Origin of the sequence: Microbacterium sp. CCNWLW134, from assembly GCF_037083565.1 — a bacterium.
Classification (GTDB): Bacteria; Actinomycetota; Actinomycetes; order Actinomycetales; family Microbacteriaceae; genus Microbacterium.
Window position 1 is genome coordinate 1,033,577 of record NZ_JBAOJU010000001.1, and the last position, 12,499, is coordinate 1,046,075.

12 protein-coding genes are annotated in these 12,499 nt (G+C 66.7%); 10 read left to right on the top strand and 2 right to left on the bottom strand.

Translation table 11 applies throughout. The features are described 5' to 3' along the window. Positions 1 to 32 precede the first annotated feature (32 nt). The 4 genes from V6S02_RS04870 to V6S02_RS04885 all read left to right on the top strand — a co-directional run bounded on the left by V6S02_RS04870 (position 33) and on the right by V6S02_RS04885 (position 6,729). Positions 33 to 626 carry a hypothetical protein gene (locus V6S02_RS04870; RefSeq protein WP_336400069.1) on the top strand — a complete coding sequence of 198 codons (594 nt, stop codon included), beginning with the start codon at positions 33 to 35 and terminating at the stop codon, positions 624 to 626. A 233-nt stretch (positions 627 to 859) separates the two neighbouring features. Beyond that, positions 860 to 4,348, top strand: a complete 3,489-nt coding sequence (locus V6S02_RS04875; RefSeq protein ID WP_336400071.1) for an AAA domain-containing protein — start codon at positions 860 to 862, stop codon at positions 4,346 to 4,348. Continuing rightward, on the top strand, positions 4,338 to 5,789 hold the full coding sequence (locus tag V6S02_RS04880; RefSeq protein ID WP_336400072.1) for a hypothetical protein: 1,452 nt from the start codon (positions 4,338 to 4,340) through the stop codon (positions 5,787 to 5,789). Before V6S02_RS04875 ends, V6S02_RS04880 begins: the two co-directional genes overlap by 11 nt. Before the next feature lie 34 nt (positions 5,790 to 5,823). Then, a complete protein-coding gene (locus tag V6S02_RS04885) occupies positions 5,824 to 6,729 on the top strand; it encodes a hypothetical protein (RefSeq protein ID WP_336400074.1) in 906 nt (301 codons plus the stop codon). A gap of 738 nt (positions 6,730 to 7,467) precedes the next feature. Here the strand turns inward: V6S02_RS04885 and V6S02_RS04890 are convergent. Continuing rightward, entirely contained in the window at positions 7,468 to 8,556 is a 1,089-nt protein-coding gene (locus V6S02_RS04890; RefSeq protein ID WP_336400076.1) for an alkene reductase, read from the bottom strand. Positions 8,557 to 8,705: 149 nt separating this feature from the next. Here V6S02_RS04890 and V6S02_RS04895 point away from each other — a divergent pair, with 149 nt between their 5' ends. Further along, complete coding sequence (locus tag V6S02_RS04895) at positions 8,706 to 8,918, top strand: multidrug transporter (protein WP_124292979.1); 213 nt, start codon at positions 8,706 to 8,708, stop codon at positions 8,916 to 8,918. Between the two features lie 13 nt (positions 8,919 to 8,931). On the opposite strand, the gene V6S02_RS04900 is transcribed toward V6S02_RS04895, so the two are convergent. Further along, positions 8,932 to 9,786, bottom strand: a complete 855-nt coding sequence (locus tag V6S02_RS04900) for a MerR family transcriptional regulator (protein ID WP_336400077.1) — start codon at positions 9,784 to 9,786, stop codon at positions 8,932 to 8,934. Between the two features lie 67 nt (positions 9,787 to 9,853). On the opposite strand from V6S02_RS04900, the gene V6S02_RS04905 reads away from it, so the two are divergent. Genes V6S02_RS04905 through V6S02_RS04925 form a run of 5 tightly spaced genes read left to right on the top strand, consistent with a single transcriptional unit; the run spans position 9,854 to position 12,470 of the window. Continuing rightward, positions 9,854 to 10,120: an ArsR/SmtB family transcription factor gene (locus V6S02_RS04905; RefSeq protein WP_124292980.1), complete on the top strand. Its 267-nt coding sequence runs from the start codon at positions 9,854 to 9,856 to the stop codon at positions 10,118 to 10,120. 12 nt (positions 10,121 to 10,132) lie between these two features. Then, positions 10,133 to 10,528, top strand: coding sequence for a VOC family protein (locus tag V6S02_RS04910; protein ID WP_336400078.1), 396 nt, complete (start codon positions 10,133 to 10,135; stop codon positions 10,526 to 10,528). Next, a complete protein-coding gene (locus V6S02_RS04915) occupies positions 10,525 to 10,896 on the top strand; it encodes a YchJ family protein (protein ID WP_336400079.1) in 372 nt (123 codons plus the stop codon). Before V6S02_RS04910 ends, V6S02_RS04915 begins: the two co-directional genes overlap by 4 nt. A gap of 39 nt (positions 10,897 to 10,935) precedes the next feature. Then, on the top strand, positions 10,936 to 11,505 hold the full coding sequence (locus V6S02_RS04920; protein ID WP_336400080.1) for a mismatch-specific DNA-glycosylase: 570 nt from the start codon (positions 10,936 to 10,938) through the stop codon (positions 11,503 to 11,505). A 41-nt stretch (positions 11,506 to 11,546) separates the two neighbouring features. After that, the gene (locus tag V6S02_RS04925) at positions 11,547 to 12,470 is read left to right on the top strand and encodes a L,D-transpeptidase (protein WP_336400081.1); all 924 of its coding nucleotides are present in this window, start codon (positions 11,547 to 11,549) and stop codon (positions 12,468 to 12,470) included. Positions 12,471 to 12,499: the final 29 nt, after the last annotated feature.

Sequence of the window (12,499 nt, forward strand, 5' to 3'; positions counted from 1 at the left end):
TACAGCAAGCGCTGATCAATCATTGGTGATCAGTGCCCCACCATTCATTGGGAGAAGAGTCGGAAGCCGCTGAATACGCAACTCAGCAACAATCGGCGCTACCAAGGCTCGCCGGCGCGAAGCAGTATCGCGACGACGTGAACGAGATTCTCGCGCGGGGTGGGGCCGCCTTCGAGATGCAGAGCAACCTGACGATCAGCCACCTCGGACCGGCGGAACTGCGCGAAGCGCTGTCAACTCTGAACCCTGACACAGGCGACGCGGAGCTAGACAAACTGATCGAAGATGGACGCCGATTGGTGGCGTCTCGGCGATCAACTGAAAGACTCGCCGGCATTCAGTCGCTATGGGGCGCGCTGGAGAGACTCAAGACAGTCGAGATCCCTGGTAGGAATCAAAAGAAGGTCAGTGCCGAAGCACTATTGGCCCACATCGAGTCGGTTCCGCTACGTGACGTGGTTCGCGCCGACATGATCGCCGTCACCGAGCTCGGCAACACGTTCCGCGTCCGCCACCACGAGACGCACATAGCCGAGCTGCCCGAGGACGCGTACGACTACTTCGCCGGTCGCGTCGTGACCGTGCTGCACATTCTTCTCGACCAATCAGGTCGACTCGCCGATTAGCGCTCACAGTCGAGCAACTCGCTCTTGCGCTCGCCAGGCGTTCCAGCGCATGGCCGCCCGCGTTGCCGGCAGACGACCGACTGCGGGGGGTCGTCCGCTTGCGAGGACCGGCAACCACGGCACGGGAACGAACCTACGGGCCGGCGACACACTCAAGGCCATTTAGCCGGCCGCCCGTGACTCGCGAGCAGGAGTCCCTCCGCCCTGTCGCACGTGGGCGATAGCCTCTGGGGATGGGTGGTGTGGGGACCGGTCCGGTTGTTCTGGACAATCGTTTTGTGCTGCCGCGCGAGGAGCTGCATTCCGGAGGTCACGCGCGGCTCTTCAAGGCGTACGACAACGAGACCGGGGCGCATGTAGCGGTGAAGCTGTTCGCTCCAGTCGCGCATGTGGATCCGCGGACGTTGGGGCTGTCGTGGAGCAATGAGCTCGACGTGTACAACCGGCTCGACCCGCATCCCAACCTGCTGCAGGTGGTCGGGTTTGGCACTCCCGCCGACGGTGTGCCGTGGATCGCGTTCGAATGGTGCGGTGAGGACCTTGGCGTGGTAGTGACCCGAGAGGCTCTGAGCTGGGAGCAGTTGCGGCCTATCGCGTTGGAGATCCTCGCCGGACTTAGTGTGCTCCACGCGAGAGGTTGGGTGCACCGAGACCTCAAGCCCGGCAACGTGCTGGTAGACGGTGCACTGGTGAAGCTGGCCGACTTCGGCACCATGCGCTACCGGGAGGTCACGAGCTTCGGGAAGACGATGAGCCAACTGGGCACGCGCCCCTATTGCCCGCCGGAGTCGGGAACAGAGAACCCGTTACCTGCTTACGACGTCTACTCGTTCGCCGTTCTAGTGATCTGCTGCCTGCTGGGTGACTTCGAACTCAACGGCACCACCCCCGCCGCGGCGCTAGGCCGAGTGGCCGTGCCGGAAGCCATCCGGCTGCTGCTGGCCAGATGCTTGAGCGACGAGGAGGAGCAACGCCCAGGGAGCGCCGGAGTGGTGCTCGCCGAAATCGAGCAGATCGCCAAGGGCGAAGCCGTCGCGCAGGACGTCCCGGAAATTGGGATCCACCTACCCGTCAACGTGACCCAGATCTTCCGAGACGTCACCCTCGCCGAGACGGCCGGCTTCGAAGAGTTTCGTCGCGAATTCGGACCGCGGGTCCGTCTCATCCGTGACCCGAAGTCGGTGGACAAGCAGGGCCTCTTGCTCATCGGGCAGTCGTTGCTTGCAGCGGTCGCACCGCACGAGTCACGCACCGGGTCGATCTTCGTGAAGCACGTGTGGCGGCCCCCGGTCGCGCACCTCGAGCGTTTGCGCAAGCGGGGCGTCGGGGCGACGATCCGCTGGGTCGCGACACCGATGCGCCCGCTGGAAGCGGATGCTGCGATCAGCGAGCTCCTTCGAGTCCTCGCGGAACGGGAAGCTGCCAACCGTGAGCAGCACACCCGTGTGGAGGTTCACGACCGGTGGGAGAGGGTTCTTGACGCGAAGTTCGCGATCGCGCGTGAGCGCGGCAAGGACGTCACCTATTCCGCGCTGCGGGTTGAGGGCGCACGGGTCTATTTGACTACGACCGACCGCTCCGCGGACCCTCAACTGGGAGAGCTGCGGGTGATCCGCAGCACGACAGGGCGGTTCGTGCGTGGCGAGGTGGAAGCGATCGAAGGCAACGCGGTGGTGTTCTATGTGAACGAGGGAAACCCGGACGACCTGCCACGCAAGGGCGTGCTGGCTGTCGACGCGGAACGCACGGTTTCGAAGCTGCGGCGGGAGCAGGACGCGGTCCGTCGCGTCTTCGAAGGACGGGCAGTTCGCGCCGACCTCAAGGACATTCTGAGCAACCCTGCCGTAAACCCGCTTCCCGTCGAATACCACGTGGAGGAGTTCGTCCAAGACCACTTGGATGACGCCAAACGCAACGCCGTCGCGTCAGTGCTCGGCGCGAAGGGCATCAGTCTGGTAAAAGGGCCTCCGGGCACAGGGAAGACCACGCTCATCGCGGAACTCGTCGCACAACAGCTACGGATCAAGCCGGACGCGCAGATCCTTCTCGCGTCGCAGACACACATCGCTCTTGATCACGCGCTCAGCAAGGTGGCGAATGTGACCCCGGCGGCCTCCGTGCTGCGGATCGGATCGCCGGATCAGCTGTCGGCGAGCTCCGAAGCATGGACCGTGCCGTCCCAGCTGGAGGCCTGGCGGGCAGAGACCGAGGAAACCGTCACCTCATTCGTACAGGACCACCTCCAGTCCGCCGGCGTCCTCGACGTGCAGACTCGCAGCACCGCCACACGGCTGCGAGCCCAGGTGGAACGTCGCACCCGCACAGAATCGGAGCTGGCCGAGGCGGAAGCGGCCCTCGGCGCGGCGCGCGAGGAACAGGAGTCCACGCGAGCGGCGATCGAGAAGCTGTTCGCTGCGGTCAGCAAGCTCGACACCACCCCGGCGGATAGCGCAGATGCGGTCGCCCGCGACCTCGCGCGGCTGACTGACGCGGTCGAGAAGTTAGGGGTGGATCTCGAGCAACGGTCGCCCGCGATCCGGCAACTGGAGGGGTTGCGTGAGCGTGTCGTCCAGCTCCGTGAGCGACTGACGGAGCTGGAGGAGGACACCCAGCGCGCCGTGGCCGAATTGCGGGCGGTCGACGATCTCGCTGACGCGGCCGACGAAGAAGACATGCTGCATCGGATCGACGAATCGATGTCAGCCGACGACGAACGAGTACAGGCCCTGCAGGTGGTCGCGGAGGAATGGCTGGAGCGTTTCCGCCCGACCGGCGAGTTCCGAGTCGCGCTGCTATTCCGCGCCTCCGTGGTGGCCTCCACGTGCGTGGCGCTGACCGGCTCTAAGGGGGCCGAGCGGGTGGAGTTCGACCTATGCATAATCGACGAAGCGTCCAAGGCGACACCCACGGAACTGATGGTACCGATGGCGAACGCCCGGCAGTGGGTGCTTGTCGGCGATGAGAAGCAGCTGCCGCCGTTCCTGGACTCGGCGCTGGTCGAGACCGACTTCCTCGCGGAACGAGAGTTGATACGCGCTGAGGTCGACGAGCGACTGTTCACCGAACTGGGGGCTGGGCTCCCCGCACAATCCGTCGCGGTGCTCAGCCACCAGCACCGGATGCATCCCGCGATCGGCAAGGTGGTCAGCGACGTGTTCTACGGCGGCGAGCTGCGTTCGAGCGCTCGGGAGGTGTCATCGCTGGTCCAGCGAGCTCTGGGAGGTGCGGTGACCTGGCGGGACACCGGACGCAAGGAAAGCGAACGGCGGTCTGGGCTAAGTTACGAAAATCGGGCCGAGGCCCGCATCGTGGCGGAGCTGGTGGGGAACATCGACAACTACGCCGTACTGCTGGGCCTCGACGAGGTGGAGGTAGCGGTGATCGCCGGATACGCGGCGCAGGTGCGCACGTTGCAGGAAGTGCTCAGTAGCACGAAATCGAAGCTCAAGGTGGTACGGGTGAAGGCTGCGACCATCGATTCGTACCAGGGCCAAGAAGCGGACATTTGTATCGTCTCCTTGACTCGGAGCAATCGTCGCGGCGACGTCGGTTTCCTTGGCTCTCCGGAACGGTTGAACGTCGCAATCTCACGTGCACGCGACGGTTTGGTGATCGTCGGTAACCGGGCGATGGCGGATGGATCCGGTGATCGCCGGAGGTCTCGCAAGCTCGCCGAGGTAGCACGCGCGATCACTGCTGCGGGAGGTCGCAATGGACGTTGAAGGCCGCCTGGGCGCCAACCCGGACGTCCTACTCCGACGCGACGGGTTCCGATTGCTGTCGACGCGGAGTGCGGCGATCCCAATCTGGCGGGCCGTGGTGCGGTGCCGCATTCTGAAGAAGAGCCCGGTAACGACGTTCACCGAGTTCGTGCTGCGAGCCATCAGCGTCGGTGTCGAACGCGCCGAAGACATCGCCCGCTTCCTGAACGTGCCAGACCGGCTGGTTGACGCGATAATCGCCGACCTGCTGTTCGATCGATACTTGACGGTGAACGCGACCGCGGACGAGGCGGTTCTGCAACTGAGTCCGACGGGTAAGACGCTGGTGAGCACGCTCGTGCAGGAGCGCGTCATCGAACGGACCGTGGCATACCTGATCGATGGCCTGTCCGGAGAACCTGTCTCTGTGAAACGCGACCTGGTGCTGACCGCCGATGATCTCGACGACGACCCCCGACTGGTCCTCAACCCCGACTCCGACATCGAGATCGACTACGGTCCCGATGACACTCCGCGATTTCTCGGTGTCGATCCGGTCCGCCCGGAGCGGGAGAGCACACTGCTGTCCGTGCTGGGGGTGGAATCGACAACCAAGCAGTACCTGGCCGCGACGGCGCTATTGTTCGAGTCCGAGACGGACCCGCAGGACCGATACTTGCGAGTATGCGTTGACGGTCGTCAGGACGAGCGAATCGAGACGCTCGTGCGCGAGCACGGGCTGCTGGACTCGATGCGGTTGACGCAGCGCATCGACGAGGACCGGCGCCGCGTCGACCGGCTCCTACCGGGCGAGGTCCTCGAGGCAAGGGCTCCGGATGCCCTCATCGAGGACGCACTCGAGGATTTGCGACGTCTGACCCCCATCACCGCGGAGAACGGCGACGAGAACGCACTCGACGCACGGCGCTCGAAGATCCGCACTCAGTTGGCAGCCGCGCCGGTGCGACGCCTGTCAGTGAGGGAAGCCGCGGAGGACACCGAAGTTGCGCTGCTCGCCGCCGAGCAGGGCGTTCTGATTTCCGCGTCCAGACTGTGGCCGACCCATCGCGCCGAGCACTTCGTCGCGGTGATCCGGCAGTTGCTGCAGGCCGGGTGCCCCATCACACTAGAGACTCCGTCCCGCCAGCAGTTGTCAAAGACGGATGCGGCCACACTGGAGCAGCTGGCGGGAGACTTCCCCGAACGCGGCATCGAGTTCAGCAACACCAAACCGGCGCATGAAGCCAGTTTCATCGTGATCGACCAGACATCGATGACCGTGTTCCCCGGAACCCCCTTCGCTGAACTCGCGACGCTCTCAGATCGACTCGGGGATGACAGGCCCACGATTGTGCGCGGAGCGGAGTTGGTGCAGGCCGTTGTGTCGGCTGCGCACGCAACTGTCCCCACTCAGCGAGGCCGCACCGCCGAACTCTCGCGAGGAACCCCCCGGCGACGCTAAGAGGAATGTCGTCCGCTTGCGAGACGATGTCCCCATGCCCGAAACAGTGGACCTCGCAGGACAGTGCGGGGTATGGATCCCTGACCAGGAGACACGCGACCTGGCCCGTGAGTACTTCAACACCGTGTTCCTGCCCCCGAACCTCGAACAGCTCGTTCAGGGAGTGCGAACAGGGCCCGAGGTTGACATGAAGCCCGCAGAGATCCTCTACGACGAGACTCTCGTCGACCTCGTGCGGCTTCTGGAAGAGTTCCGCTTTGGCGCTTCAGTTGGCGCCATGTACGCACGCGGAGTTCGGGAGCAGATCAGACCGCTACGAGAGTCGCACAAGCTCTGGCCGCAGAACGTCGGTATTTCGCCAAAGGTGCTCGCCCTTCTCGCGGGCTATGGCCAGAATAACCTGCCGCCGGACCAACTCCTCCTCGACCCGACGGCTACTCTCGGCGGCCATCGCGTGCTAGGTGGATGGTGGGCGGCGCAGCTCCTGGACTCTGCGATCATCCGGGGCATCGCCGTGCTCGACCGTGTCGCGATCCTTCTTCATTGCATCGCCGGTCGCATCGACTCTCGAAGGATGCCGGCCTTTCGCGCCCACTACCTTGACCGCCTCGCCACCGTCTTCAGCGCGGACCCAGAGTGGGAAACCCTGCACGGGCTCGGCCGAAGCGAGATCTTCCTCTTCGGTAAGGACATGCGAGATGGGCATGTGCACCGAATGCGTCTTCCAGCAGAACTCCACGGCGCCTTCGTCACACGCGGAATCGATGCAGACGGCCGTTATCAACGCACGGTCGGTGCTGACCCGGACATCCAATGGGCGCTCGCAACTGCGCTGTTCCGAGATGTGATTTGCCCGGCGATAGAAGCAGCAGGAGCGATAGTCGCTCGCAGAACCCCACCTTTCGACGAACGCGGAGCCAGAACGGACTCCACCGCGTAGGCCTCGTGCCAGCACGACGACCTCCCCTCACCGCGCAGTGTCCGTTTAGGGATCCTGGGGGCGCCGCTCTCGTGGCAATCGCAACTGCGTCCTAGCCCGCGTCGCCGATTGTGCCAGTGAGAAATCGTCCGATATCGACTATTTCGCAGCACGAGATATGACGTCGCCACCTTGGCTTCGCACCACCGGCTTTACGACAAGACGCCCGTCGCGTCGAGTCACCCGGAACTGGTACTCGCCACCTGGCTCGGTGGCGACGCTCAACTGATCGTCGTCGGGGCGACGGGGGAGACGCGACAGCGGACGTTACGTCAGGGGCGCGTCGACCGATCGCGGCGTCTGGCTGTGTGCGGCGCGGAGGTCACCACTTTCCCACCGCAATCACCGAGTGACGACCGCCGCTAACCCGATACAATCGGAGCATTCGAACCGTCCGGTTCCCTGTAAACACAAGGGAACACGAGGGTTCTCAAGACAACCGGTGCGATTCGGAAATCGCCCGAATCCTCCAAGGGGTCGCAGGTTCAAATCCTGTCATCCCGACCGGAATGCGAAAGGGTCGGCCGAATGGCCGGCCCTTTCGCATTCCTCGGCGTAGTGTCTGGCGGCACCCCACCACGGAGCGCGACCCGTCGATTTCTGCGGTCCGTTCGAGGAGGGAGCCGCACTTTCTGACGGGTCGGGGCGCGAGGGGGAGGCTCCCGCCCGTCCCGGGCGGCGGCGCTCCGTCGATGGCCGCTAGGCCGCGCGATCAGCCTTCAGCGTCGGATAGTCGGTGTAGCCGCGCTCGTCGGGGCCGTAGACGGTCGCCTGGTCCACGGGGTTCTCCTCGGCGCCCCGTTCCCACCGCTCTACGAGGTCGGGGTTCGCGATCGCCGGGCGACCGACGGCCACGAGGTCGGCGACGCCGTCCCCGACGGTGCGGATCGCCTCGTCACGGGTCGTCACGCGACCGAAGCCGGTGTTGGCGATGAAGGTGCCGCCGAAAGCCCGTCGAAGCTCCTGCGGGAGATCATCGGCGGGGTTCTCGTGAAGGATGCTGAGGTACGCGAGGTCGAGAGGGGCAAGGCCCTCGACGAGCGCGAGGTAGGTGGCCCGGGTCTCGTCGGCGTCGTGCTCCCACACGTCCTGGATGTTGTGCGCGGGCGAGATGCGGATGCCGACGCGCTCGCCGCCGACCTCCGCCGCGACGGCCTGGGCGACCTCGATGACGAAACGCGGGCGTTCGGCCGGAGACCCGCCGTACCCGTCCTCACGCCGGTTGGACGCCGGCGAGAGGAACTCGTGGAGCAGGTACCCGTTGGCGGCGTGCAGTTCGACCCCGTCGATCCCGGCGTCGACGGCGCGGCGCGCGGCGGCGACGAACTCCTCCCGCACCGCCTCGAGCTCGGCGGTTTCGAGTGCGTGCGGCACCGGGAAGTCGACCTTCGATCCGTCGGCCAGCCGCGTCTGGCCCTCGATGGCGATCGCCGACGGCGCGACGATGCGCGGGGTTCCGGTGATTCCGGGGTGCGAGACCCGTCCACCGTGCATCAGCTGCATGAAGACGGTGCCCCCTGCCGCGTGCACGGCCGACGCGACGCGTGCCCATCCCTCGGCCTGCGCCGCGCTGGCGATGCCCGGCTGACCCGGGTAGGCCTTGGACTCCGCACTCGGGAACACCCCCTCGGTGACCAGCAGGCCGATGCCGGCACGCTGCGCGTAGTACTCGGCGACCAGGTCGCCGGGCACACCGTTCTCGTCGGCCCGCAGACGTGTCATCGGCGCCAGCGAGAGGCGGTTCTGCACCGTGAAGGATCCGACGGTGGTGGGGGAGAAGAGAGTCACGGGGGGATCGTCCTTTCGTCGACGGTGTTCCGGATGACACCGTTCCGGGCGACCCAACCCCGTCGGCCCGCTCGCTATTCCCGAATGTCGTCCGCCTGGCGGGATGTCAAGCCCGCGGCATCCGTCCTCCGGCCCCCTACGGTGGGGTCATGGTGACCCCGACCGAGGATGACGCGCAGCGCGCGAAAGACCGGCATGACCAGCTCACGCGAGCACCCGAGGCGACGGAGGCGGATGCCGCTCCTCGCATCCGTGTCAGCGACCACGACGGCGTCCGCCGCATCGACATCGACCCCGACGCCCCCGTGCGCCCGGGAATGGGACAGACCGGACTCGACGACGACGGGTCCGACGCGAACTGACCCCCCGGTGCGCTCAGCCGCCGGCTCGACGTCTGGCGACAGGCGCCTGCAGCTCGGTGACCCAATTCGGTCCTGGATCGTGGCCGTCGGCGACAAGGTAGACCTCTCGGGTGGGGCCGATGATGCGGTACCCATCGGCGACCACCTGTTCCATGAGCGTGGCCCAGCTCTCCCCGATCGTCTCCAGCTCACCGAGATGAATCATGGTCGCCGCCTCCGCGACCTCGGGGAGAGCAATGATGTCGTACCCCGCACCGGGTGTCGGATGGTCTTCGGCGATGTACGACACCGAGACCGTGAGGTGGTCATCGGCGGGTTCGTACCAGAAAATCCCTGGTTCGATCAGCGGGCGTCCCGCCGCGGTCAGAGCGTCGTCGAGCTGAGCGACGAGAGGGCCAACGACGGGGCCGACGTGTTCCGGCCCGCTGCCGGGGGCGACGGTGCGGGCCGCGTAGACGGTGACGGGCTCGACGCGCCGATAGGCGACTGAGGACATGGTCTCTCCGTTCAGGTGTCGGAGTCGCCGCTCGATCCGGTCGAGACGTGCGCGGTCGTCTGCTACGGATGCTTCGAGCTGCGCGCGACGCTCGACGAGCAGCGTTCGCAAGTCGGCATCCGGCTCGCTCGATCGGGCCAGGGTCGTGATGCGGTCCAGCCCGACACCGAGGTCTCGTAACTCGACAATCCGGATCAACAGCGGCAATTGCTCCGTCGCGTAACGCCGATAGCCGGTGTGCGCATCCACGCTCGCAGGCACGAGCAGACCGATGGCGTCGTAGTGGCGCAGCATCCGCACGCTCACCCGTCCCAGGGCGGCGAATTCTCCGATCGAGTAGTGCATGACGGAGTCCACACTCGACCATGACACAGTGTGAGGGTCAAACCGAGATCCCGAGATCTTGACAGGCAAGTGATCACTTGCCTATTGTGCCGGTGTGGCCGACGTGTACCGGGCGATCGCCGATCCGACCCGCCGTCAGATCCTCGACCTGCTCGCGGGAGGCGAGGAGATGACGCTCTTCGAGATCTGCACCCGGCTCGTCGCCGCGGGCACGACCTCGTCTCGGCAGGCCGTGTCGCAGCACCTGGCCGTTCTCGAAGAGTGCGACCTCGTGCACACGGCACGGGTCGGCCGCACGAAGATCCACCGGATGCACCGCGAGCCGCTCCGCGAGATCGCCGCGCGATGGCCTCTCGAATGACAGGAGACAGTGATGGTGAAGGCACGGCTGCATGTGATGAGTGTGTTCGTCGACGACCAGGAGAAGGCGCTGCGGTTCTACACCGACAGGCTCGGATTCGTCGTCAAGAACGACATCCCGCTCGGGGAGTACCGCTGGTTGACCGTCGTGGGCAGCGATGCACCCGACGGGGTCGAGCTGCTTCTGGAGCCCGACGAGAATCCTGCGGCGCAGGAGTACACGCGCACGCTCGCCGAGCAGGGGATCCCCGCGGCGTCGTTCACCGTCGACGATGTCGATGTCGCCTACGACGAGCTCGTCGCCGCAGGGGTGACGTTCCTGCAGGCTCCGACGACCGGAGGGCCCGTGCGGACGGCGGTGCTGGATGACACCTGCGGAAACCTCGTGCAGTTGGTGAGCCCGGCGTGATCGGCGGAAAGGGCGACATCCCGCAGAACCCGAACACCCGTGGTTCGGTGCCGATCGAGCCGCAGACCGCCGAGGAGCTCATGCGATCGCGATTCCGGGCGTTCCGCGACGGCGACGCGACCTGGCTGCTGCGCACCTGGCATCCCTCGACGCGGCCCGCGACACTGGACCTCGATGACAACCCCCTCTGGCGGGGCCTGCAGATCGTCGACACCGTCGGGGGCGGCATCGACGACGCCGATGGCATCGTCGAATTCCGCGCCACGTACCGAACCGACGAGGGCGTCGGCATCCTTCACGAGCGGTCGCGGTTCGTCCGCGAACGCGGCCGGTGGTTCTACGTCGACGGGGATGTCCGCGCCAGCTGATGCGGCCCGCGCACCGGCGGCAGCATCCACACTGGAGGCATGGGATTCCGCGCCGACGAACTCGAGCGATTCCGCGATGAGACGGTGCCCGACCTCCTTCCCGAACGGCTGCGGCTGCTGTTCGTCGGGATCAATCCGGGGTTGTGGACGGCTGCGACGGGAGCCCACTTCGCCCGCCCCGGCAACAGGTTCTACCCCGCGCTCGTCGCGGCGGGCATCCTGCCGCACCTCCCCAGCATCACCGACGACGGGATGGCGCGCGAGGACCGGGAGATGCTCGTGCGGCAGGGCATCGGCATCACGAACCTGGTGCGGCGCGCCACAGCCCGCGCTGACGAGCTTTCGCGTGAGGAGCTTCGCGCAGGCGCTCGCGCCCTGACGGCACTGGTCGCCGCGCGGCACCCCCCGGTCGTCGCCGTCGTCGGGCTCACCGCCTACCGTCAGGGCTTCGGCCGGCCCCGCGCCGTCAGCGGCGAGCAGCCCGAGCAGCTCGCGGGGGCCCGGCTGTGGGTGGTTCCCAATCCGAGCGGGCTCAACGCCCATGACACCGTCGATTCGCTCGCGCGCGCGTACGCCGATCCGGCGCGTGCGGCGGGGGTGGTCGCGTGAACGCAGTTGCACCACCGCCCCCGCCGACAGAACATGGGGGAGTGAGCGCATCACCGGACACCGGCCCCCCATCGCCGCGCGCCTGGATCGCGGTGGCGATCGGCGTCGTCGTCGTCGCGGCCGGATTCACCGGAGCATGGCTCTTGCGCCCCGACGCCACGCCGGTCGCGGCTCCGGTCCCCACGCCGACGGTGGTCACACCATCGGCCACGCCGACTCCTGTGGCGACACCGACGCCTCCCCCGGTCGGATTCGCCGCGAACACCGCATCGTACGACCTCGGCACCCTGCCGCAGGTGGATGTGTTCGCCGTCCTCCCGCAGCTGCCGGTCGACCCCGATCCGGCGAGCGCCCCGACGGGGGAGGTCGTCACCGCCGCCGGTGCAGGGGCGCCCGTCTTCGCCGATCCCGCCGGCGATCCCGTCGCCGTCCTCCCGGCCGACTACGTCTACGGGGGTACCACCGTCCCCGTCATCGAGCGTCAGGAGCACTGGGTCCGGGTGCTTCTGACCGGACGTCAGGCGACGCCTTCGACGGGGAACCCGAGTCAGCTCACCGGGTGGCTGCGGGCGCAAGACGTCACCTTCGCCGCGGTGGACGCGCGGGTCGAGGTGTCGCTCTCGGCACGCACGATCGATATCGTGCGCCCCGGCGGCAGCGAACGCATCGCCACCGACTTCGGCTCGGGCGTGGAAGGGACCCCGACGCCGACCGGGCGCTCGTTCATCATGACCACCCGTGTCGAGCCTTCCTTCGGATACACCCGCGGCTACCCACTGGTGTACCTCTCGGTGCAGTCGCCGACCCTCGACGGATTCGGCGGAGCCGATGTCGCGATCACCGCCTTCCACTACCACGACGCGCGTTCGGGGGCCATCTCGAACGGGTGCATCCGGCTCGACCCCGCAGCCATCGAGAAGCTCGCCGAGCTGCCGATGGGAACGCCCGTCCTCATCCTCCCCTGACCCCGAATCCCGGGTGCCGGCCGCTACGC